Origin of the sequence: Shewanella youngdeokensis (genome assembly GCF_033180165.1) — a bacterium.
Lineage (GTDB): Bacteria > Pseudomonadota > Gammaproteobacteria > Enterobacterales > Shewanellaceae > Shewanella > Shewanella youngdeokensis.
The window spans coordinates 1,411,501-1,434,340 of record NZ_CP136522.1 but is presented as its reverse complement, the minus strand read 5'-3'; the positions used below and the strand labels follow the sequence as shown (position 1 = coordinate 1,434,340).

Genomic DNA, 22,840 nt, shown 5'->3' with positions numbered 1-22,840 from the left:
AAGGATATCGCTATGGACTGCAATCACAGCTTAAATCAACCGATGACAGCAGCTTACGGTGCTCAACAGACGCGCTCAGGGGCAAACTCCCTGCCCGCTAAAAGGCAGTTAAATGCATTCTCTGCGCTACTGTTAATGGCCATCGCAACAGCACTAACCGGCTGTGTTTTACCTGGCCATCCTGAAGAAGCCCAAATCTGTGACAGTGTTGAAGATGACATGACTCAATGCCATTTTTACGACAGCGACACTCCATATATGCGCAGCAAAACCACTAAACGTGCGCCCAAGGTTATTAGCCAAATGCCAAACTCACCATTGGGAACGACTTGGTTAATGGACTCAACCAAAGCGCAGCGAGCAGTCAACTTACCGAAAAATATTCGCCTATCGGTAGGCGACAGAGTCAAAGTGAACATTCTTAACGGACAAGAATTTAGTGGTAGCGTTGAGGTTAATAATGACGGTTATATCTATTTACCCTATCTAGACCCTATCCACGCTAAAGGGCTAGAGGTGAAACAACTGTCTAATGCCATCGCACAACATTTAGTCGAAGCAGATTTTATGCTTAAAAATAGCGTACGCTTAAGCATTACCCCTATAAAGTGGGCACCGGTACAAGTGACGGTTTCAGGCGGGGTATTTGAGCCTGGGCAACATCAAATCAACAAAAAAACAGATACCGAAATTAAAGACGATGATGCAGGCCACAGTGGCGACCAAGCAGCAGAGCGCAGCATAGCTGCTGCATTAAGAGCCTCAGGCGGCGTTCGACCAGATGCCAATATCAGTGAAATCATGGTGATCCGCGACCAACATACTTTTAAACTTGATTTATCAGGCGTGATCCACGGTTACCCAGTACCAGCAATGACCTTAATGTCTGGCGACCATATTCATGTACCACAACACGATTATTTTGATGACGCACTGGCTAGACCATCACAAATTACTGCGCCAGGAATAAAAGTGTTCTTATCTAACCTAACCCAGCCCGCAACCAGTAACTCGCAGTCAGCGGTCGACACCGACACTACCCGTTTTCCGTACGGTACACGTCTGCTTAACGGTGCAATTGCCGCCAACTGTGTTGGTGGTGCGCAAACGACTAACGCTAGTCGCCATATTTTATTGTTTACTAAAAATCCATTAACGGCTGAGGTTGATGTGGTTGAACGTTCAATCGATTCATTGATCAGGCACTCTTGGGAAACAGGAATGAACCCAATATTGATGCCAGGTGATGGTATTGCTTGCTATGACTCTCGTGTCACGAACATCCGTGAAATAGCCCGCTCTGTGACTGAAATATTTGTCCCAGCGACCTTAGTAGAAATACTGTAATAACCGAACCGTACATAAAATAAAGGAGGCTTTGATGAGTAAACAACAATCAATAAGACCTCTATTGTGGATGAAGCGCTTTATCATCAACGGTAGCCAACTAAAGCCTAAAGAGCGCAAAAGTGCTTACTTAAAGCTCACTTTTGCACTACTGGCCTGTATTTGGCTTATTGTCATATTATTTATATTCACCAACCCTAGCCGATACGAAAGCCAGTGGACATTAATCTTACCTGGAGCAGGTGCTGGCGCAGTAGTTAGCCTCGACAGTGTGGGGCAAGCAAACAGTAGCACCAGCTCACCCTATTTAAGTACCGCCATTGACCCTAGGATCAATTACAAGTCTATTGCCACCAGCAGAACACTACTTAACGATGCTGCAAAATTGATGAACATCAAAGGCAGCGAGTTTACTAAACCTAAGCTTAAGCTGCCCAACCAAACCGGTTTGATGGAGTTTAGTTTAAAAGCCAACACAGCAGAAGATGCACAACAACGCGCCTGGGCGCATTACCACAGCCTGCAAGCCCTTCTATCAAGACTGCGCAATGATGAGGTGCAGCAACGAGAAGATGCAATTAGGGTCGGTATGTCGAGCTTTGCTAATAAAGTGAGTCTCACCCAAAATAAACTCTTAGAGTTTCAGTCAGAACATGGCTTAGTCACGCTTGATCAATTTAAAGAACTGGCTCTGACAATGGAGCGTTTAAGGCATGATAAAGTTAATTTAGTATCTGAGTACCAAGGCGTTATTGCCAGCCAAAAGATGCTAGAAACTCATTTGTCACTTTCGCCAGCACAAGCGGCAGGGCTGCTCACTCTAAAAAATGATCAACTGTTTCAACAGTTGTTGGTCACCTATACCAATGTCACTTCTAAACTCACGGAGTTTGGTAGCCGTTATGGTCAGCGTCACCCACAAGTGGTGACATTGAAAAATGAGCAAAAATCAATTTTGGCTGCACTTGTCAAACGGTGTAAAACCTTACTTGGATATTTTGAAGAGCGCCTCATGCTAATGCTTTCGGTTGACGACCTCGATGGGCGCGCACAGTTAATGCAGCAACTATTAACGCTCGACACTCAAGCTAAAGGCCTCAGTAGCAAGATTGCGGCTCTCACACAGCAGATCCACGATTGGGACCATCGTTTATACGACAGTAATGATGACGCAGCAAAGCTCGAAGATCTGCAACGAGAGCATCAAGTTGCCACCGCGGTGCTGACATCTGCACTGGCCAAAATGGACGTAGGAAAAGCAGATATATATTCATCATTTCCTTTGGTACAGTTAATGTCGACACCAACATTAGCTGAAAAACCAGATAAGTTAGCATTCTTACTGGCACTGGTAGGCGGGTTTGCCGCATCGATATCGTTAATCGCAGGGATGGGAATGTTATGGATCCGCAAGCCTATACTCCAGAAAATTCTGATGAACGACTAATTTGGTACTCCATCACCGGCACCTACTTCTTTTGGGTGCTCGGTGCCATGTATGTGGTGGCGCCAGTGATTGCTTGGATCTTACTATTAAGGCTCACCAAAAGGGCATTATCAGACGACCAGCAGTTTTCAATTAGCAGAACACAAGCCTACTGGGTTGTTGCTATGTGCTTAATGTTATTAGCACTCGTTGTTGGGCATCTCAGTGAAGGGCTTGGACTGGCAAAATTAATCAAATCTAGTATTGGCTGGGCTAAAGGCTGGGCGCTTTTAGCTATATTTCCGTTAATCGGTTCACTCAATATTCGGCCTCAAATCATCTACCGCGCCTGCTGTATTGTGTGTAAACATACCCTTATCTTGCTACCTTTTTTTGTACTTGCTTGGGTCGTGAAGCTACCAAGCACCTTATACACTTCTCCTATCAGTATTATTGGCGGACCAGGGCCAGAATTTTTTAGCGTCAGTCTGTATGAGATCGATCCCGGTAGTGGGATCCCGCGCTGGCGTTTATTTACCCCGTGGGCACCGGCACTCGGCATGATGGGAAACCTGTTTTACATTTTTGCCACTCAAGAAAAATCCCGCCGCTTTAGATATTACGGTTACGCTGGCAGCTTATGCATGATTTTAATGTCGCAATCCCGTCTTGGTCTGGTTTGTTATTTACTCTTAATCGGGTTTTTCATGTTTATCCGTTGGTACCGTTCGCCATGGTTGTATTTAGCCGCCAGCCCTGCCCTACTTTTACTGGGGTTGTCTGGCTATACCGTGGTCGAAAAAGTTCAACAAAGTATCGACGCCTTTAAAAATGCCCGAGCGGGATCAACACGAGTAAGGCAAGAACTGGCCAATATTGCCCTTGAACGTTGGGCTAACGAAGCGGTGCTATGGGGACATGGTATTGTAGAAAAAGGCCCACATTTAGTGGAATACATGCCTATTGGTTCACACCATACTTGGTATGGTTTACTGTTTGTAAAAGGGCTTGTTGGTGCTTTGGCCCTTGCCTCTGCGATGCTAATCACTTTCTTTAGCTTATTACGCTATATGTTCAGTAATGCAATATCTGCCGTATCACTGGCCATTATTGTACAAATATTTTTATATACCTTCGGTGAGAATCTCGAAATTCTAGCTTACCTGTTCTGGCCAGGGTTAATCATTATTGGCATCGCGCTGTCGCAAAACAAAGTTAACCTAAAAGCGCAATTAGCAACCAAACAGCAAGAGTAACTGAGCCCATTCAGGTTCAGCATAGCTCTACAATTGTCACCTATTTCAGTTAATGAGTCTTCGTTTCAGAGGGGGCTGGCAAAGGTAAGTAGACACGATATTAATCCGTCGTCTATAACCTCTAGTGGTATTTTGTATTTACAGGCGTCATTCGAATCATGACTCGACGTTGAGCTCTCTCATCATTATCTACGCCTAGGCTCTCATTGGCCTGTAGCTCTGCAAAAAAACAATATCAATGTTAGTAATCGGTATCGGCAATTTATGCCAAATTTCATTTGCGATGAACAGCTAAAATCCTAATAGCTGGCTTAGCATTCCACATAAGCCCTAAGCCAGCTAAAGGTGTAAACAACTTCGTAACTAGAACTAGTCCTTCATTGCTGGTTTATAATCGTGACAGTATGAGCAATAGTTTCTTACGACTTTATTTTGTTGATGGCAATTAGTACAGTCTACATAACCACCATGAATAGAATCATGAGGGTTCCAGTTACCTAGATCCGAAGTATTTTCCGCATTCTCTTCATATGAGCCATGACAACTAATGCATTGTTCAGCAGTGTCAAACCCTTCATGCATTTGATCTATTTCAGCATCTTCTGCCAACGCAACATTAGAGCTTAGTGATAAGATTAAAGTCAGAAATAAACTAGCCTTAGTTTTAGAAAATAATTGCATACTATGCTCCTTTTACAGCATGTTTGGCTGACAAATATCCAAATGTAATTGCACGTCCAATTGATGTACCAGGAATATGACGTGGGTAATTACCTGAGAAAAAGTCACCAGATGCATTACCAGCCGCGTACAGGCCGTTAATGACTTCACCTTTATCGTTTAACACTCTTCCGTTCTCATCAATGATTAAGCCACTCACAGTTGCAAGGATCACACTATTACATAAGAGGGCATAATATTTCTTACCATCAAATTCTTTTGCAAACTCCATATCGCGATTGAAATCAGAGTCGATACCGCTGGATTTGAATGAATTAAATTTCTTGATTGTTTTAACTAGATTGCCATTGGGAACATTAAGCGCCGCTTCAAGTTCACTTGGACTATTTCCTTCAAACAACCACCCTTTAGCTTTAAGAGTGTCAAAAGAAGCTACGGCTTTATCAAAAATTGATTTATCTTTTGAAATCATTGTGTCATCAAATAACAACCAACTTTTTTTACCTTGAGTTGCCTGCCTATTTGTTGCATTAGAAATTGATTGGAAAGCCACATCTTCTCTGACAAACCGCTTACCATCATCATTAACGATGGCGTAAAGACCCATGGCTCTTAACGTTCTAACTGCAGGAATATGGAATGATTCTGGGCTGCCGAAAGTAAAATTCATTACAGCATGAGGGGCAGGGTCCATCGCAGCACCGACTTTTAAGCCCATCATATGACCATCACCAGTGGTTCCCCAGCATGGGTTCCACCATGAAGCTGATGAATAATCTTCCGGACGTAAATATGCCTTCATCATTTCAGGGTTAGCATCATAACCTCCTGAAGCCAAAATGACGCCCTTACCAGCATTAACTTTAATGTATTCACCTTTCTCTTTGGCTATAACACCTGTAACTCTGCCGGAGTTATCAGTCATTAATTGTACAGCTGGAGTGCTATATTTGGTCACAATGTTAGGGTGCTTCATCGCCGTATTAGTCAGGTCTTTGATGATATACACCCCTACATGACCACTTCTAAATTTAACATCTTTAGGAAGTCCAGGAGTTTTGTAGAACATGCATTCAGCATCAATGACAGGTGCACCAGTATTCGGGTACTTTGGTTTTAACGGCATTGGGGCAATAACAATCCCCCTTTCTCCTCTTTTGAACAATGTTTCCATAAAGTCAGTTGCTTCGCCTGACTTTTCTACATAAGTTCTAACGACATCTGGTCCAATCCGGTAACTAGCTGAACGATGCATCTCATCGAGTAATTCAGCTTTATTTGTTTGAACTCCAGCCTCTTTTTGAGTTCGAGAGTCAACAGAACCAAAGCATTCAAAAATACCTCGGCCTTTAGTCATCTTTTCAAGTAGAACGACTTTAGCACCCTCTTCGGCGGCTTTTAGTGCTGCAATTAACCCAGCAATACCACCACCAACAACCACGACATCACACTCATGTGTTTTTACTATTTCATTTTCACCTATGTTACGGTCTTCAAAACCGATAGGCCCTTTAGGCCCAAGAGATGTACCTTTTTTGGTGTAGATTGAATTGACATCGTCACCTAAAATGCTTTCATAAACATCTTTAGGATCTTTAGAGGTTGCTTCAGCAGTAAAGGAGGTACCTAATGCAGCAGCGACACCAGTCACCCCTGCACTTTTTATAAAATTGCGTCTAGAAAGATTCGCGTTAAAGTCATTCATATTTTTTCCCTTTTAAAACCACAATAAAGTAAAAGCGGCCAAACACATTAAGCAGGCAATAAAAGTTATGTATAAAGGTTTACATTAAAATAAAAGTACTGCCTGTTTAAAATCAGTGAAGTTTAAAACCTATAACGAGCACCCATGGTAAATGAATGCTCTTTGTTATATTCAAAAGAATCATTATCACCAGTGTAATTAGCATACTCAACCATGAAATCTAATTCTTCAGCATAGGAATAAGTAACACTTCCGATAACTAACCCTACATCATCTCTAGCTTCTAGATCAGAATCCCTTAATTGGTAAGAAATGCCATATTTAAAATCATTTACATTTGCAAGTAATGCTACCGTATGAACTTGCTCGCTGTAACCATCTAAATCTGCTGCATAGAATGCATTTTCACTAAACTCACCAGTATAAGCTATTTTGAAATACTCAAATGAATAATCTCCACCTACTGAGTAGCGATTGTAATGATGTTTATTCATGTCGCCACTATAACTTTCATCTATTCTATTTAAGTTTATAGCCGCATTAAAATTACCTACTGAATAAAGTAACCTACCGACAAGAATTTCATCATTAGAACCATCATTACAGTTTGGATTAACTAATGCGAATTTTGCTTGAAAGTCACCGACTGACGAATTATACCAGGGAGTAAAATATGCCAGAATATTTTCAGCATACTTACCTTGCTTATATAACATCTCATTCATTGAGTAAGCTTCAGAGTTACTGAACGGGTGAATATCAACCCGTTTATATAAATTAAGATATGCTCCAGAATACCCTTTACCAACATAAAAAGTACCTACGTCAGTATTGAATGCTAACGACGCTACAGAGATCGAGAATTCATCACTATCGTTAAGATTAACGAATCTATCACCGCTAGCGGCATAGTAGCCTTCCAGTTGGTATGCAACACCGATGTCTTTTATTTTTAGACTGTCTTTGTAGCCAGCAAAACCAGTTGCAATACCTGTTTGATGATCTAAATCGGACTTCCAATTTGCCATTACATTGGCTTCACCATAAAAACCACTATCAGCACATACATTAAAGCATGACAACACTGCGATACTCGCGAGTACTCTAGATATTTTCAAAATTACATCTCCAAGATGGATATATCAAACAAAAAAATAAAACAAATGACTTATTTGAAATGATTTCAAATAAAACAAAACCACCTAGCTGTGGCAATAAAAACTTAAACGCAAAAAGGTGAAAAATATAAGATTTAAAAATTAAAATTAAAACAAACAGGACAATTTAACTTTCACAACAATAAGCGAGCAGAACTTAATAAAACCTAAATACTTACCTGGCTAATAGAAAAGACTTAATTGTATTTATACAATCATCAAAGCTTATATTGGGATTCAATGTAAAATTTGACACAGCTATTGATTTAAAGCCTAGGTATAGTTCTTCTAATGATAGCTTTATGCAGGAATTTAAATACACTTCATTTGAAATACAACTAACCATACCCCTTGCCTGAATTCGGAAAATTTTGCTCAATCGATTTATACTTTCTTTATCTATAACACCTGTACTGACCAGTTCATCCTCTATCAAACTAAATGTATAATTCAGATTAGATAATGACTTTTCGAGTTGAAAAAACAAGTCATTTGAAACAAATTTATAAACACTAGGGGTAGCTGCGATTAATGAAACTCTATCCCCAGCATTGTAATTCATAGCAACTCTAACAACGTCATACATACATGCCAGTGTCATTTTGTCACTTGCTGTAAGCTCAACGTTTGATAATATCTGTTTATTGAATGCAACTATCTCATCAATGTTTTTTATGTAAATACCTAATATAAGGTTTTCTTTACTTTCGAAGTTAATATACAACGTTGACTTTGAACAGCAACATTGACTTGCCAATTTTGTAAATGAAAAAGATGATAGACCTTCTTCTGAAATTAAGACGGACGCATTCTCTATGATTTTATCTTTTATATTAGACATGTGCACTCCGCAAGCCTCAATTTAATGAGTGGATTTTATGATATATACAGATACCTGAACCGTGATATATTTCACACTTGCTTGGTACTCTTTGTACTAATAGTGCTGGATGGAATTATTGTGGATCCGCAAGCCTATATTCCAGAATATGCCGATGAACGACTAATGATGGAACTTCATCACCGGTAGCTAGGGTTAATCATTATTGGCATCACGCTGTCGCAAAACAAAGTTAACCTTAAGCGCAATTAGCAACAAAATAGCAAGAGTAGCTGAGCCTATTCAGGTTCAGCATAGTTCTACAATTGTCACCCATTTCAGTTAATGAGTCTTCATTTTAGAGGGGACTGGCAAAGGTAAGTCGACACTATATTAATCCGTCGTCTATAACCTCTAGTGGTTTTTTGTATTTACAGGCGTCATTCGAATCATGACTCGACGTTGAGCTCTCTCATCATTATCCATGCCTAGGTTCTCATTGGCCCGTAGCTCACCAAAAAACTCAATATCAATGTTAGTAATCGGTACCGGCAATTTATGCCGAATTTCATTTGCGATAAACTGAGCTCTTCGTTGAGATAGTTGCATATTATATTGCTCACTACCTACTGAACTTGCATAGCCACTAATACTCACTTTCAGGGCTTTAAAGTCTTGAGCGGCCTCATATAATTTAACCAGCTTGCCCAATTGTTCAGCATTGGCAATAAACTCATCGTTATTAAAGAAGATCGTTTCCGTTAAAGTCACGTCCTTTGGTTGCTGATGAATAGGTTTAACATCATTAGTTTTTACAGCTTGTGTCTCTCTATTTATAGGCCTAGATACTCGCTTTTCTTGGCGCGGGACTCGCTTACGTTCTTGAGCAACGAATCGATAAATAACCCCCAAACTTACCGCAGTGAGATCAACTTCAGTCGGTTTTTCATCTCCAATTTGACCGTAATATTGTCCGGCAATGTTGACTGACCAATTGGGGTTAATTCGATGTTCAACCCCAAAGCCTAAACCGGATGATAACGAACGATCATGACCGAAAACCTCATCATCAACGTCGTAGGCCAATACACCGACTTTGCCATAAACAAGCCAAGATGGACTTAATTCAAATGACGGCTTTAACGATAATTCTATTCCATTAATCGCATAGTCAGTGCTTGATTCTTTAAAGTAATCTCCGCCATCAAGTAGGCCAATTTGAAATGAAAGCCAAGGCTGCAACTGATAGCCAGCATAAATAGACTTTGACATATCCTCTTCATCTGTAAACATCGAACTTTCGTTACTACTGACCAGAGTGCGGCCTAATTCCACGCCAACATACACCTTGCTTTCGTAAGCATGAACCAATCCACTGCTAAAAGTCATTGCCCACAGGCTCAATTTAAATATATTCATCTCAGTGGTTTTCTATGACAAGTGTTGCTTTACCACGGTATATTCCAGCCTCTATATCATCTGAAGTTTTAACTGGATAAGCTTCTAACATAAGCGTACCGCTGCCATCGGTTGCATTCATATCGATAGCTTGGTCATAGCGCTTTCTATAATTTAACGGCTGTTTTATTCCATCGATATCACCTTCAACCACGATGCCAACGCCATCTAGTGTGGTTGAAAGTACAGTGCTCTCATTAGTTACATCATTACTATCTAGTAGGTAAAAATCTGCTTTATTATCAGCATCACCATTGCAGCTAAAATTAATGTTTATCGCTTTGGGTTCATATTCAGTTGGCTTTTGATTGAGCTCAACATCATCAAAATCCGTTAGATCTACGGCGCCTAAACTAACACTGTAGACCGTATTATCGGTAAGCTCACATTGTTCATGAACATATACGTTTACAAGGCTAAGCGTAAGGTATGTTTCAGGATAAGTAAAAACAGGGTTGGTCTCATCAGTCGGGGCTAAACGGCGGTAACTAACAACGGTTGGGAGTGTGAAGCTAAAATAACCCGCTGGAATAACATCTGTTTTAGCTCTAAAAGTAACCCTTAGTGTCCGATTGGCAGAAGTATTCCCATTTAATACCCCATCAATGCCTTCAAATTCATTATCTTTCGTACAAGAGCGAGTGGCACTTGCATAGGTCGTATTTGGAACCGAAACCACCTTGCCAGTATGATAAATACGCGTACCAACATAAAAAGGCAATTCTTCGCCGCCAGTACCTTCTACCTCTAAAAAATCATAACCATTTAATGTAGAAGCTATCTCAGGGTTACCTTCATACTCGCTGTGTAAAATCCACTGCCGGGTACTGATGTCGTCACATCGACAAAATACCGTACCAACACCAAGATCTAACTTGTCAGATAACGGAGCAAAAACATATTCATCCTTCGATTTGCTGTCATTGAGCACACTTTCAAATTCTCCCGAATCAATAGTTAGAGTACCGGTGGCACTTAAGTTAACAACCGGATAGCTAACGCAGTCACCCTCGTTTATAGTCATGTCAGCTAAAGCTTGATGACAATTAACAAGGTTTAGCAAGAAAAAAACAAAGGCATTCAACAATTTAAATGAGTTATTCTGCATTAATGTTGCCCTGTAATGCTGTTGCCATATTTTTGTCTTGCTCAATGACAAAACGACGATTAGCACCATAATCATTTATCCCAATAACGGCTAGCTCGTTAACCTGAGGTAAACTATCAAAACTCAGAAGTTGCGTACTGAACGGTGCTATTGCTTGTTTTTCATGTGGAACGTGCTTTGTGCCATTAGCCTCCACACTGGTTATAGCGAAATAAAATGCCGTTGGGTTATTTAACATCACAGTGTTTTCTTGCTGCCGCCAAGTTAACTGTTGTTCGGCATTATTTCGCTTTTCAAGGATCGTTTCAGGCCGATAAATAAGTTTGATTTTAGTTCTAAATGACATCACCAACGCACTGTTGCTTGCACTCGATTTAGGGGGTATTTCCTGAACGTTAATCCAAAAAAGTGATTCCTGATCACCCGGGAGTTCTTCATCTGTTTTAAATATTCGGATAACTTGCTTATCATTACCTTTGATTTTAAATAACTGCGGTGAAGTGACAAAATAAAACTTGTCGTTCGATTCGTAGTTTTCTACCCACACCTGCCCACCATAAAGTTGGGAGCTATTATTACTCACTATCAATTCTTGGCCATTATTTTGGCTATATACAACCCGCGTACGATTAAGCTTAAAAGCCGCTTCGGCAAAGTGAGGGATTAAAAGCAAACTAACGAGAATAACTAATCTAAACATATTTACTCACATTGAATATAACGCACAGGTACAGTTTTCTGTGTGCGATTAAATGGTTCAGTCGATAACGGAGGCAACTGACAAATAAGCTGCTCACCATCAAAAACACTTAACTGATAAACTGCATCAGCATTAAGGTTGAGCATGATCATATTATCTGCTCCTATCGTCCCCAGCATTTGCACCTCATCCCTTATGGCACTACCTTGTGGTATGTCAATATTAGAGGTCAGCACTAATACTTGTGGGCTCATATGTGTCACTTCATTTTTCCGGTAAAACAAACCATTTGTTGTTGGCGATATATTGTATCTAAGATCTCGAACCACAGAGCCAACAGCCAAACTTTGACTATTCAAATATCGTTCGTTATGTGAGTAAGCAGATAGCGATGTTACCAGCATGCCATCGTCATCACTTTCCATGGTCCCATATTTAAATTTAACACCGGGCTCATCCATATCAACAACTAAGGCGCTATCATAATGCTGTGAAGACAACACAAATTCAGAGCCACCGACTTTTAATATACTGCCCGATAAGCTCACCGAACCAGCAACATCCCCCTGTGTGTAACTGAGGTTAGCTGAGCCATTAACATGGTCAAATTGACGGTTTACATTCAAATATGTCGAAGAGTTAGCGTTGCTAGAGTCACTCCATGAAACACCATAAGAGCTACGTTCATCGATGTTGCCGCTAAGGCTAGTGCTATAAGTGGTTGTCGATTTAGTACGACTAACTGAACTGTACGTATAAGGGCTACTAATCCCACCTAATGGCACAGAAAAGCCTAACGTTATTTGGTATTCATCTTGTTCGTTAAATTGACTGAAGTTACCATTCATTGAAATGGCAACATTCGATAATGAAGTCGAACACTGTACGGTTACTCCCCTACGACGATCTTTTGACCAATAATCTTGTGAATAGCCAGATACTGCAAGGTAGATCCCTCTAGGAAAGCGGTGATTTAAGTTAAGGCTGATATCATTTTTTATCGTACTTAAATCCAGGTTGACGATTTCATTTTGGCCAAATGAACGATAGCCTTTGCTACGATAATCAATGCCAACCAAACTCATATTTGTATTTTCAGTCAGTGCTTTAGAGTAATTTATAGCGTAGCGCCAGCCTGAAGACCTATCAATTTCAGCGCTATCACCATCAGCCAATGAAGCATCGAAAGTAACCCCTATAGCACCATATGCGCCTAAATCAGAGCTAATACCCAAGCCTAAGTTTTGGTAATCTTGCCCTAACAGCCCCCCCATAGAGGCTGTGAAACGTTCAAAGCCAGAGTGGTAATCAGCATACATGAAGCCACCTTTCTCTATGTTCTCATTAACGCCAATTGAAAATTGAAACTCAGAACTTCCTATTGGAATAATCTCTGGTAGCGTCGACACTGGATATACTGTGGTGATTTCTTCGCCGGATTCCTCTATCACCGTTAATATAAGATCACCATTAGAAATCACACCATAATCGCTGTACTCAAATGGGCCAGTTCCAACAACATCAGAGAAAATTAATCGATCAGACTGGTGGAGCTCAATACGGGCATTACTTTTTGCCACCCCGCGAATAATAGGCGCATAGCTCTGATTTATTTCAGGAGTCAGGCTCCAATCAGATTTTAACGATACGCCATCAAAGGAGAATGGATCTAAATGACTGCTAGAGAGAAAAGTGTTACCAACTTCGAGAATGGCTCCCATCTTAGGTAAGTCACGGCGGGCAATGAGTCGATTAATATCAGAGCGGCTCTGAGTACTATAAGCATCAACTTCAAGACGCCAACGTGAAAAATTGATCTTAGTATTTACAGAAGCATAATAGTTAGCATCATCATTATTACTTTCTGTACCATAAACTTGATACTGAATGTTAATGCCATTGTCACCAAAATCCCAATTAGTAGACTGATTTGAGTACTGCGAGAAACTGGTTTGGGGTAAAGATATCGACAAAGCCTGTAAGCTACTATTTAATGAATAGCTCGCTCCTATATCGGGATCTAGCATCAAACATTGAAAGGTATTATTAACGTATTTATTTAAAAATGGCTCGCTAAGTTGCACCCCAGAAAATACAGACAGCCCAATGCACGGTAAGCCATCCACCTCCCAAGCCCTTACCACTCGTACGCCATAATCCTGTTGTGAAATATTAATGGCCAAAGGTTTTGCTGAGCTATAAATATCTTCTGTTTTCTGAAACAAATGAGTGGCGATTGCGCCACCATGTGTCTCAACAAATGAAAAGTCTAATTCAGACTCAATAGCTTGCTCAGCATCGAATTCACTAGCTGTAACGATGACAGGTTTGCCAATCGCTACAGCAGTAAGGAGCAAAAGTGACCAGGCCTTCATATATTAAACTACTATAGACCTACTGGTAACTTACAAGATAATTAACCGATGCTCGTACAATCCCGGCATCCGCAGTATCTGCAGTGCTATAATAACCCACTGACATTGGGAATTTATAGATACCTGAATCCGCTACCAAACTGGCACCTGGATCAGAAACAGATACAGTACTCCAATCAACTACATCTGCTGAATTACCGTATGTGGCACCTTTAATTTGAAAACCCAACGATGTTAAATTACTTCTGGCAGGTGTTGTCTCAAGTTCATCATATGTTGCTTGAACAACCCCCAAATTATTCATAAAGTCACCAGTCAACGCCAACTGAAGTGCTGTTTTATCAACATCACAATCCGTTAGAACAACTGAAAAGCCTTTTACTCCCGCAGCAACATTTTTAGTAATTGTTGTAGACTCAATAGGGTCTAATGTGACCAGGTTGGTAGCATTTTTCATACCGCTGTCATCTACTTCAACACTCACCGTACAAGCACCACTGTAAATTGAGCCGATAAAGTTTATGGTTCCATCTTCATTTGTAGCCGATACAGAACCAGCTAAAAATAAACTGCATAACGAAGCAAATATCGTTAATTTGTTTTTCATTATTTTTCCTTTGCAAATAAATAAATCAACAGACCCTCTTCAAACAATTGTTAAGAAGGGGTTAATTAAGGTTTAGACTGTTTTGCTATAAAATAGAACAGCGCGTAAAAAATGTTACCACAGCAAATCTAACTCAAAAAGAGTTATATATGACCAAATAACAAAAAAACAGAATTAACGACCAAATATTCACATAGAGCTTATTTTATAAACAGATATGTTATCAACTTATTAATTTAATTCACCAGATTGTTAGCGGAGCATTAGTTGTTTTTAGTATTTAATTGCAGGAGATAATATGGGAGTTATTCACATTCCTAAATTAATATAAATTAGCGTAATTTTAGGGTTGCGAATATATTTATACGTGTTTACAAATTAACGTGACGATGCTCACGATTGTAATAAATCAAATAGACATGAGGTAACATCTATAGTATGCAAACCAAATAATGACTTGTTATTCAATTAAAGCTAATAACCTTTTAATCCTTCTTCTAAATTATTAAGTCGAAGCATAAAATTACTTCGACTTAATAATCTTAATAAACAATGCTATTTGTCATTACTCTCTAACTGTGTTTGTACCGCCTCTTCTAACTGCTGCTCTACCATATCTTGTAGTGGCTTATCATCAATTGAAGCTCTTAGTTCGCTGTCTTCAATATCGTCTGAATCTTGAAGTATTTCGAGCATGTCCGATGCCACCTCTGGGAATGAATCAACAAATGTACTCGCAATGTCTACAGCATGTTCGGGGATGTTCTCGACCATGTGATTAACATAGCTGTTCGCCGCATTTTCAATATTTTCTAATGCATCGGCAGAAAGAGTTTGCTCTGCCTTGTTTTGGCTTTCGCTGTCGCTGCTTTCACTATCAATTAAATTCTGAACATAGGCCTCGGCCACATCATTAGACGATTCAGGTAACGATTCCGATACCGTAAAGGCCAATTCAGCTGACAGTTCAGGCGAAACTTCAGTTAAGCGATTATATAGCTCTGTTGCGGTATTTTCTGATGCGGCTGCCACTCTGTCGACTGGTCGCATGGCATCTACCGATTCAGATAGATTTGTCATGTACTCTTCAGTCATTTCTAGCAGTTCGCTTGGGTACTGTTCAGCCATATTCTCAGCAGCTTGCTCCATAACATCAATACCGTTGTCGGGCATTGAGTTAGCAATTGCAACAACAATATTCGTAAATTGATCCGGATACTCTGTAGTGATCCAATCAACAAGTTGATCGGCTTGCTCAGGAGATGCATTGGTCAGAGCTTGCGCGATATGTATACTCATTTGCGGTGCGGCCGATGTGATTGCAGCATACAATTTACTAATATCTATCGAGTCGATAGTACTTAAAGCCGCGGCTAAGTTTGACGCATTTTCGGGATGCCTTAGCACCAGTGCTCTTACCATATTCACGGCGGCAGACGGATTTTTACTCGCTAAGCTAATCGCCACTTCCACCTCTGGTGTGGCTTCAAATTGCGCTTCTGTATATTGTGTTCGTGGATCCAGTGCTGAAACCACCGCTGTGGGTGTTTGTCTAATAAAGCTCTCTTGCTCATCAATAGGCAACGCCTTTCTAAGCCGCATTTGAACCCTAATGAAAAGCAACAAAGTTAAGGAAGTTATACTCATAAAGCCAAACAACGCACTACTACCAAACGTATGCATTACCACTGAGGCAAAGTAAGGCCCAACCACACTGCCTAGAGCATAGATCACCAGTAAGGTGCTCATGGCAGCCAAAATTTGCTCTTTTAATACCGTTTCAAAGGTTTCAGCCATGCTCATTGGATAAAGGCAAGCGATTAAGCCGGTGATGATGGCAATCACTAAAAATGACAATATCAGCAAATTGCTGGACATTAGCAATACCAATACCAGGCTAAGCCCGATGATTGTCGACATCATAAGCAGCATTATTTTCCGGCGGTCAAAATTATCTGACAAATAAGCTATTGGGAACTGTAAAATGATTGCTCCTGAGATCGCAGCCCCCATAAAGAGAGATAGGTCTATGCCTGTAAGGTCATTTTGGCCAGCATAAATAGGTAACATATTCATTAATGCCGCATACAGCAATCCACTGTAAAAACTCGTGACTACGCCTAAAGGTGATAATTTAAAAACAGTAATTAACGACATAGATTGACTGTCTTCAACTACGGGGCCTTTTTGCCGACTAATCACGATAGGCGTAATGGACAAACTGAATAAAATGCCACAAATAACAAACAAGGTAATTTCATCAATTGGCGCGATATTAATTAAAAACTGCCCAGAGAAGAGTGCGGTCATGATCATTATTTGATTGATAGAGAGAATGCGACCTCTATTTTTTTCTGTGGCGCTATCACTCAACCAACTATCGAGAGTGGCATTAATACACGCAATACAAAAACCGGTTAGCACCCTTAGCCCACCAAGCACCATGGGCTCGGGGTAGAGTCCTGACAGCAAAATCGCAACCGAGGTTAAGCTGCCACACATCGCAAATATTCTTATGTGGCCCACACTTTGTAGTAAACTACGGCTGTAATATGCACCCAACACAAAACCGACGTAAAGCATGGATGACACTAAACCAATGTGATCCAGGCTCACCCCGTCACTCTGCATCCGTACAGGTAATAAAATATTACTTAAGCCATAACCCAGCATTAATAAAAAACCGCTGATGAGCAATAACAAAAAAGGTTTGAGGGTGGTTTTCACTGTGTAGTTCTCAATATTAAATATGCAGCGTGCCTGCATAGCTATGGCGCTGATATAGCAAGATATATTCAAATTTTAAAGTGCAAATACAAGAAATGATATCTAAACCTCTTCAGATTGCGACCTCCTTAACAGCTAAAGATCAGGAATTACATAATATATATTTTAGCCAAGCTTTAACGCTTGTGTGCGTGCAGTTGTGTGCAAAGCCATTATCTCGCCATCAAGCTACAGCCTTATGACAAAGGTCGCATGGATTAAAAAATACACCACAACTGCAACCGACCTTAAAGTTAGCCCCTCTAAAGCAGCCCAAAATTACGACCGTAGAACCGACATACTTCAATGACACCATGCCTCCATTTAAAGTCGCTCAATAGCAATTCATTTTGACTCGCAATTTGCAACGTCAGCAATTAAATGGATAAAACGCGGCCTCAAAGCAGAGGCTAAAAAATCATTAACACTACAAATCAATACTTTAAATAGTAAAACCCTATACTTATAAAGTTGGCACGATATCTGTAACCCTTAACGTATAACCAGAGGCAATCTAGCCTCTAACTGCATTTAGCCAGACGAAGTTAACGCTAGCAGCAGGTAACAAACGATAGCAGTACCGTTAAACAGGTTAACGCTCACTATCACACGGGGTAACAGGCGGTTGTATGCAAACTCTATCGCAAATAAAAAGCACCATAACAACCTTACTGAGTAGCGCCCTAGGTAAGAGTTTATTTTGGCTAGGTTCAGCTCAAGTGTTAGGTCGCATTGTGCGTCTTGGCTCAAGTATTATTATCGCCCGCCTACTCACACCTGAAATATTTGGCCTTGTCGCAATCATTTTGACGACATTTGAAGTCATTTGTACTCCAACTCGAAGAATTTCATCGGCTGCACTGATCCAAATGGACGATGCGCAGTTTAACAATGCGCTTACCAGTGCAAACCAAGTTAACTGGTTAGCCGCCATCGTTGCCTTTATTACAATGGGCTTACTTAGCTGGCCACTGGCACTGTATTACCAAGACACACAACTGGTATTGCCAATGATCTTAATGGCGACAAGCTATTTATTACTCCCCTTTGGCATGCTCTACGCCGCTAAAAACTTACGACTTAATAAAATGCGCGTCGTTGGCCGTGCCGTACTATGGCAAACCGTGTTTGACGGCTTGTTAACAGCCACGTTGGCATTATTAGGGCTTGGCATTTGGGCCATCATTTTGCCTAAAATTATTGTCATTTTTGTTTGGATAGCAGTACATCGTTACAACAACCCGCTGGTTGATGTCAGTGCCCTTAAGGCAACCGCTAAGCACTCGTTTCAACCCTCGGAAGTAAACACCGTAAAAAGTGCTAAAGGTCGATTTGGCCTTAACAGCCAAGCATTAGAAATTTTAAAGTTTGGCTTCCAAGTCGGTTTAGGCGATCTGGCCATCGCAATGCGCCAAAATATAGATTACATACTGGTGGGTTACTTTCTTGGACTCGAAGCTTTGGGGATCTACTTCTTTGCATTTAACGCCAGTTTAGGCATTAGTCTTGGTTTAATACAAAGCTATGGTACGGCGCTATATTCGCACCTTTGTCAAAAAGACGGTGATAACGAACAGGCACTGTCGTTGTACCAAAAGTACTTTCAATCGCTCAAATTCATTATGTTGATCAGCGTACCTATCATCACAGTGCAAGCACTACTAGCCCCATTATACCTGCCGTTAATTTATGGACAAAAGTGGATTGATGCAGGCGCTTTACCGATTTTCATCCTGTTGTGCTTAAGTGGCTTAGTCAGACCCCTAGGAGAGGCAGCAAGCCAATACCTGATCAGCTCAGGCCAAAGCCGTTTAAACCTGATTTGCAACAGCAGTTTTACCTTACTTATCGCAGTCACTATCGCTATTTGTAGCTTATCTGGACTCACAATGGTGGCACTGGGTATTTTGCTTATTCATCTGCTCGCGATGCCAAGCTTTACCCTTTATTTGGCGTTAACGCAAAAAACACCAACACGTACCAGCAGTTTGTCTACAACGTAACTTTATTCTACTGCATTCACTCTGCAGCAGTCATATACCGACTCGGCAGATATATTAAACATCACAACCGGTAACGAGTGTTTTAACTTAAATTTAGCGCACTCTCGGGGGACTTATGAAGAATCTTAATCAGTTAAATAACAGCACAAGCGTAAAAGTATCGGTTGTTATGCCTATCTATAATGTTGAAGCCTTTGTTGAAGATGCTATCAAGTCTGTTCTAGCCCAAACGTTTACAAACTTTGAGCTCATCTTGGTTAATGATTGCTCGCCAGACAGTAGCTTAAGCCTGTGCCAGGCCTTTAGCGATCCGCGCATTCGTATTGTTAATCATGAAGTTAACCAAGGTTTGGCCGCGGCTAGAAACACCGGTATTCGCCACACAAAAGGGCGATACGTGGCTTTTCTTGATTCAGATGATATATGGCATCCAGAAAAACTGAGCCAACACGTTGAGCACTTAGATAATGCTCCAGAAGTTGGGATCAGTTTTTCTCGTTCATTATTTATGGACTATCAAGGCAATACTATTAATGTGTTTCAAATGCCACAGCTATCTAACATTAGCGCCAGCGATCTACTTTGCCGCAACCCAGTTGGTAATGGTTCAGCGCCTGTGATCCGCCAAGAAACATTGTGTGATATCCGTTATCAACCCACAAATAAAAGCCAACCCCATAGCTGCTACTTTGATGAAGATTTTCGTCAATCAGAAGACATTGAGTGCTGGTTAAGAATTGTCGCCACTACCCATTGGAAAATGGAAGGCTTACCGGCACCACTGACCTACTACCGCCTTAATAATCAAGGCCTGTCTGCAGACTCAAGTAAGCAATATGCTTCTTGGGAAAACATGATCAATAAAGCCCGTGGCTATGCGCCCCAGTTGTTGGCTAAACATGAAAATCGTGCCCGAGCGTATCAGCTACGTTATCTTGCCCGACAAGCTATCCGTAATAATGATGGCAACGAAGCCGTCGAGCGTATTCACCAAGCCCTAAAAACTGCCCCGTCTATTTTGCGGCATGAAACAGGCCGGACTGTGTCGACTTTGGCCGCCGCATACCTATTAAAAATTCTACCTAATGCTGCGTACAAGGGCATTGAGTCGATTGCGCAAGCGGTTTTAGGTCGAATGCAGCGAGCTCGAATTTCACGAGATGGTGTTACACCACAATTAATGAAAACCCTTTAGCCCCACTCTTCCCACTGCAAATGTCATTTGCAACTCGCCATGCAAGTTGCAAATGACACTTCTACCCCCTCATAACAGCATTAATAAAAAAACACTAAAACCGACCAAGCACTTGTTTTTATTATTAATTTAAACTTTGGCCTAGTACCTGCAATGTTATCTGTAACAGCAAGCCTTAACCGCAAAACAGGTTATAGCAGCATTACCAACATTTAATGAGGCAGATTATGACAACGGAACCGATTCGCCCCACCAGAGCAACGACTTTATCCATTAGAATGGTTGATGCCATGACTGCAATGATAATGATCCTGCTAACCAGCCCATTGTTTGTTTACGCCATGCTAAGAAGCACTGCTGCACGCATTAACACTTTTGAGTCTGTCTACATTTATGGTGCCAATAACCGCATTGTCGCGCTGCACCAGTTTACTTATTCAGGCCATTTCAAATCACTGCCAATACTATTTAACCTGCTTGTTGGAGACATCAGTTTGCTGGGCCGCAACATCGAATATGCTTTTGATGCAAAGCAAGCTGGCACTACAGATACCGATGAGAATGCAACACCACAATTTGACATCAAGCCAGGCCTCACCTCAATCGAAAAGGTAAATAACGCCACCGGGCTAGGCTTTGAAGCCTCGCAGCGCTCACTAAATAAAGCGCACAGCAGTGTTTTGCACTACGTAGCTGCGCTACTCAGAGCAGCCTTTGTCTTCGCGTTTACTCGCCTATTTACGCCAAAAACCAAACGCACTAACGCTGTGGTGTCGGTATTGGGTATTGAGCTTGATAACTGGACCATGACCGAGTTACTCGGTGAGTTACAACAGGCTTGTCAAAGCGCTGCACAACCAATGCAGCAATACAGCTTTGTGAATGCCGACTGCCTCAATATCAGTACTAAAAATGAATCTTACCGCCAATGCTTACAACAAAGTAACCGTGTATTTGCCGATGGATTTGGCGTTAGGTTGGCATGCCTAACTAAAGGATTAGGGCTTAAAGACAACCTTAACGGAACCGACATGTTCCCAAGATTGTGCCAGCTTGCAGCTGAGCAAAATTTGTCAATTTTCTTACTTGGTGGCAACGACGGTGTCGCGGCGACAGCGGCCAGCAACATGCAAAACCATTACCCTAATCTAACTATTGCCGGTTGCCATAGTGGTTACTTTGACGTTAGCAACGCTGAACAAAATGATGCGGTGATTAATGAAATCAATCACTCAAACGCCGATATTTTATTAGTGGCAATGGGCGCGCCATTACAAGACCAATGGCTTGAAGACAACAAGCAACAACTCAATTGCCAGGTCGGTATTGGAGTGGGTGGTTTGTTCGACTTCTACTCTAACCGTATTAAACGAGCCCCATTATGGCTTAGACAAATGGGTATGGAATGGACCTACCGACTACTGCAAGAGCCAGCAAGAATGTGGAAACGTTACATTATTGGTAACCCGGCTTTTCTAATGCGAGTTTGGAAAGAAAACCGTCAGCTTAATAAGATCCAAAACGCACAACCCGTAGCGACCAAGCTAACCAATACTAACGTACGTTACGCCCCTACTTTTGATGCGAAACAAGCTAACACTCGTCGCGCATTACATAGCTTACGTAGACAACTCAACCTTGGGGCCAAACGTATGCTTGATATTACCGTTTCAGCCATATTGCTTGCGTTGTTGATGCCATTTTTCATGTTGTTAGCGCTAATGATAAGAATCGAGTCAAAAGGTGCAGTGCTATTTTGCCAAACACGTGCAGGACGTAACAACCACCCCTTTACCATGTGGAAGTTTCGTTCAATGTACCAAGATGCTGAACAACGTTTAGCACTGATGAAAACAGACAATGAAATGCAAGGTGGCGTGATCTTTAAAATGAAACGAGACCCAAGAATAACCTTAATTGGCAAGTTTATCCGTAAAGCATCAATTGATGAGCTACCACAACTTTGGAACGTGCTTAAAGGCGATATGTCACTGGTTGGCCCGCGCCCTGCACTACTGAGTGAAGTGAAACAGTACAGCTTGCATGACCGAAATCGATTAATGGTGAAGCCGGGGATCACCTGCATTTGGCAAGTATCGGGCCGTTCCAACATCCCATTTGATAAGCAGGTAGAACTCGACATCGACTATATTTACCAGCAATCCATTACCGCCGATATTTGGCTGTTAGTTAAAACAATCCCAGCCGTTCTTTTCGCTCGTGGCGCATATTAAGG

General features: G+C 41.2%; 16 protein-coding genes. 6 read left to right on the top strand and 10 right to left on the bottom strand.

The genetic code is table 11. From position 1 onward, the window contains the following. The first annotated feature begins 12 nt into the window (after window positions 1-12). From RGE70_RS06000 to RGE70_RS05990, 3 genes are read left to right on the top strand one after another with little or no spacing between them, the layout of a single operon-like run. Window positions 13-1,347 carry a polysaccharide biosynthesis/export family protein gene (locus tag RGE70_RS06000; RefSeq protein WP_310470622.1) on the top strand — a complete coding sequence of 445 codons (1,335 nt, stop codon included), beginning with the start codon at window positions 13-15 and terminating at the stop codon, window positions 1,345-1,347. 34 nt (window positions 1,348-1,381) lie between these two features. Next, on the top strand, window positions 1,382-2,794 hold the full coding sequence (locus RGE70_RS05995; RefSeq protein ID WP_310470621.1) for a GumC family protein: 1,413 nt from the start codon (window positions 1,382-1,384) through the stop codon (window positions 2,792-2,794). Then, complete coding sequence (locus tag RGE70_RS05990; protein WP_310470620.1) at window positions 2,749-4,029, top strand: O-antigen ligase family protein; 1,281 nt, start codon at window positions 2,749-2,751, stop codon at window positions 4,027-4,029. Before RGE70_RS05995 ends, RGE70_RS05990 begins: the two co-directional genes overlap by 46 nt. A 369-nt stretch (window positions 4,030-4,398) precedes the next feature. Here RGE70_RS05990 and RGE70_RS05985 read toward each other — a convergent pair whose 3' ends face one another. From RGE70_RS05985 to RGE70_RS05940, 10 genes are all read right to left on the bottom strand, one after another. Continuing rightward, window positions 4,399-4,710, bottom strand: a complete 312-nt coding sequence (locus RGE70_RS05985) for a cytochrome c3 family protein (RefSeq protein ID WP_310470619.1) — start codon at window positions 4,708-4,710, stop codon at window positions 4,399-4,401. 1 nt (window position 4,711) lies between these two features. Beyond that, window positions 4,712-6,415 carry an FAD-binding protein gene (locus RGE70_RS05980; RefSeq protein ID WP_310470618.1) on the bottom strand — a complete coding sequence of 568 codons (1,704 nt, stop codon included), beginning with the start codon at window positions 6,413-6,415 and terminating at the stop codon, window positions 4,712-4,714. Between the two features lie 122 nt (window positions 6,416-6,537). Continuing rightward, the gene (locus tag RGE70_RS05975; protein ID WP_310470617.1) at window positions 6,538-7,533 is read right to left on the bottom strand and encodes a hypothetical protein; all 996 of its coding nucleotides are present in this window, start codon (window positions 7,531-7,533) and stop codon (window positions 6,538-6,540) included. Between the two features lie 214 nt (window positions 7,534-7,747). Continuing rightward, window positions 7,748-8,413, bottom strand: coding sequence for a TetR/AcrR family transcriptional regulator (locus RGE70_RS05970; RefSeq protein WP_310470616.1), 666 nt, complete (start codon window positions 8,411-8,413; stop codon window positions 7,748-7,750). Window positions 8,414-8,806: 393 nt separating this feature from the next. Further along, window positions 8,807-9,811, bottom strand: coding sequence for an outer membrane beta-barrel protein (locus RGE70_RS05965; RefSeq protein ID WP_310470615.1), 1,005 nt, complete (start codon window positions 9,809-9,811; stop codon window positions 8,807-8,809). A gap of 1 nt (window position 9,812) precedes the next feature. Continuing rightward, entirely contained in the window at window positions 9,813-10,958 is a 1,146-nt protein-coding gene (locus tag RGE70_RS05960; RefSeq protein ID WP_310470614.1) for a fimbrial protein, read from the bottom strand. After that, on the bottom strand, window positions 10,948-11,658 hold the full coding sequence (locus RGE70_RS05955) for a fimbria/pilus periplasmic chaperone (RefSeq protein ID WP_310470613.1): 711 nt from the start codon (window positions 11,656-11,658) through the stop codon (window positions 10,948-10,950). The genes RGE70_RS05960 and RGE70_RS05955 overlap by 11 nt, the downstream gene beginning before the upstream one ends. A gap of 2 nt (window positions 11,659-11,660) precedes the next feature. After that, window positions 11,661-14,033, bottom strand: coding sequence for a fimbria/pilus outer membrane usher protein (locus RGE70_RS05950; RefSeq protein WP_310470612.1), 2,373 nt, complete (start codon window positions 14,031-14,033; stop codon window positions 11,661-11,663). Window positions 14,034-14,052: 19 nt separating this feature from the next. Then, window positions 14,053-14,640: a fimbrial protein gene (locus RGE70_RS05945; protein WP_310470611.1), complete on the bottom strand. Its 588-nt coding sequence runs from the start codon at window positions 14,638-14,640 to the stop codon at window positions 14,053-14,055. Between the two features lie 555 nt (window positions 14,641-15,195). Beyond that, window positions 15,196-17,367, bottom strand: a complete 2,172-nt coding sequence (locus RGE70_RS05940) for an MFS transporter (protein ID WP_310470610.1) — start codon at window positions 17,365-17,367, stop codon at window positions 15,196-15,198. 668 nt (window positions 17,368-18,035) lie between these two features. On the opposite strand from RGE70_RS05940, the gene RGE70_RS05935 reads away from it, so the two are divergent. From RGE70_RS05935 to RGE70_RS05925, 3 genes are all read left to right on the top strand, one after another. Then, entirely contained in the window at window positions 18,036-19,409 is a 1,374-nt protein-coding gene (locus RGE70_RS05935) for an oligosaccharide flippase family protein (RefSeq protein ID WP_310470609.1), read from the top strand. A gap of 115 nt (window positions 19,410-19,524) precedes the next feature. Beyond that, a complete protein-coding gene (locus RGE70_RS05930) occupies window positions 19,525-20,604 on the top strand; it encodes a glycosyltransferase family 2 protein (protein ID WP_310470608.1) in 1,080 nt (359 codons plus the stop codon). Between the two features lie 227 nt (window positions 20,605-20,831). Next, window positions 20,832-22,838, top strand: a complete 2,007-nt coding sequence (locus tag RGE70_RS05925; RefSeq protein ID WP_310470607.1) for a WecB/TagA/CpsF family glycosyltransferase — start codon at window positions 20,832-20,834, stop codon at window positions 22,836-22,838. Window positions 22,839-22,840: the final 2 nt, after the last annotated feature.

Excerpts from the sequence above, each read along its gene's own strand:
- RGE70_RS06000 (WP_310470622.1), top strand. The coding sequence starts at position 13 with ATGGACTGCAATCACAGCTTAAATCAACCGATGACAGCAGCTTACGGT.
- RGE70_RS05995 (WP_310470621.1), top strand. The coding sequence starts at position 1,382 with ATGAGTAAACAACAATCAATAAGACCTCTATTGTGGATGAAGCGCTTT.
- RGE70_RS05990 (WP_310470620.1), top strand. The coding sequence starts at position 2,749 with ATGGATCCGCAAGCCTATACTCCAGAAAATTCTGATGAACGACTAATT.
- RGE70_RS05985 (WP_310470619.1), bottom strand. The coding sequence starts at position 4,710 with ATGCAATTATTTTCTAAAACTAAGGCTAGTTTATTTCTGACTTTAATC.
- RGE70_RS05980 (WP_310470618.1), bottom strand. The coding sequence starts at position 6,415 with ATGAATGACTTTAACGCGAATCTTTCTAGACGCAATTTTATAAAAAGT.
- RGE70_RS05970 (WP_310470616.1), bottom strand. The coding sequence starts at position 8,413 with ATGTCTAATATAAAAGATAAAATCATAGAGAATGCGTCCGTCTTAATT.
- RGE70_RS05965 (WP_310470615.1), bottom strand. The coding sequence starts at position 9,811 with ATGAATATATTTAAATTGAGCCTGTGGGCAATGACTTTTAGCAGTGGA.
- RGE70_RS05960 (WP_310470614.1), bottom strand. The coding sequence starts at position 10,958 with ATGCAGAATAACTCATTTAAATTGTTGAATGCCTTTGTTTTTTTCTTG.
- RGE70_RS05955 (WP_310470613.1), bottom strand. The coding sequence starts at position 11,658 with ATGTTTAGATTAGTTATTCTCGTTAGTTTGCTTTTAATCCCTCACTTT.
- RGE70_RS05950 (WP_310470612.1), bottom strand. The coding sequence starts at position 14,033 with ATGAAGGCCTGGTCACTTTTGCTCCTTACTGCTGTAGCGATTGGCAAA.
- RGE70_RS05945 (WP_310470611.1), bottom strand. The coding sequence starts at position 14,640 with ATGAAAAACAAATTAACGATATTTGCTTCGTTATGCAGTTTATTTTTA.
- RGE70_RS05935 (WP_310470609.1), top strand. The coding sequence starts at position 18,036 with ATGCAAACTCTATCGCAAATAAAAAGCACCATAACAACCTTACTGAGT.
- RGE70_RS05930 (WP_310470608.1), top strand. The coding sequence starts at position 19,525 with ATGAAGAATCTTAATCAGTTAAATAACAGCACAAGCGTAAAAGTATCG.
- RGE70_RS05925 (WP_310470607.1), top strand. The coding sequence starts at position 20,832 with ATGACAACGGAACCGATTCGCCCCACCAGAGCAACGACTTTATCCATT.